Consider the following 833-nt stretch of genomic DNA (forward strand, 5'->3'; position numbering starts at 1 on the left):
TGGCAATTGCAGACCGTAATGGTCTTCCTATCGCCATTTCCACACATGAAGCAAGTACCCATGAGATTAAACTCGTTGAAAAAACGATATCAAAACGATTTACGCGAACAAAGCCTAAACGCTTGATCGGGGATATGGCTTATGATAGTGATCCTCTTGATAAAATACTTAAAGGGAACCGCATCAAAATGATCGCTCCACATAAAACCAACCGGGTGAAAAAGGCTACACAGGATGGACGTGAATTACGACGATACAAAAACAGGTGGAAGATCGAAAGAGTCTTTGCCTGGATTCAGCAGTTTCGACGTTGTCAAACAAGATTTGATCACTATGATGCCAATTTTCTCGGATTTGTACAATTAGCTTGTACAGTTATATTATTAAGAAACTACTTTTGAGATACGCTCTAAATATTAGCCATTTCCATTCTAAAAATTAGCAGGAATCGAATTCAACTTCCATAGTAGAAAAATTAGCACACTGCATGGCTAATCCACCATAGCCATATAAATTCGTGCATACCCACCCAGAAGGAAAACTTTGACAAGTTGCGCTGTTGGCAGAACAGGTGCCACAATGGGTAGTACCGCCTTTAATTTGTTTCATTTCTTCTTTTGATAATTGTTTCATTTTTTTAAAAAGTTAAAAGTTAAAAAATATACCTGTGCACCTCCACAGGTAACCCTTGCGCTTAGGTAACCTAAAAATATAAACAATTTTTGAATAGTATGTGTAGGGGAAGCCCTACAATTTTTAAATTAGCAGTAAGTTAAAACTATATCAGTTTTAAAGAGATGTATCCCCAATTCGAATGAACTTTCTACTGATAC

General features: G+C 36.9%; 2 protein-coding genes. One reads left to right on the forward strand and one right to left on the reverse strand.

Going from position 1 to position 833, the window contains the following annotated elements; translation table 11 throughout:
* On the forward strand, positions 1 to 401 hold a 401-nt coding region (locus tag EO766_RS18270; protein WP_287101819.1), incomplete at its 5' end, for a transposase.
* A gap of 37 nt (positions 402 to 438) precedes the next feature.
* Here EO766_RS18270 and EO766_RS18275 read toward each other — a convergent pair.
* On the reverse strand, positions 439 to 633 hold the full coding sequence (locus tag EO766_RS18275; protein WP_287101820.1) for a TIGR04149 family rSAM-modified RiPP: 195 nt from the start codon (positions 631 to 633) through the stop codon (positions 439 to 441).
* Positions 634 to 833 lie beyond the last annotated feature (200 nt).

The organism is Hydrotalea sp. AMD (assembly GCF_004100315.1).
In the GTDB taxonomy this organism is placed as follows: domain Bacteria; phylum Bacteroidota; class Bacteroidia; order Chitinophagales; family Chitinophagaceae; genus Hydrotalea; species Hydrotalea flava.

Excerpts from the sequence above, each read along its gene's own strand:
- EO766_RS18275 (WP_287101820.1), bottom strand. The coding sequence starts at position 633 with ATGAAACAATTATCAAAAGAAGAAATGAAACAAATTAAAGGCGGTACT.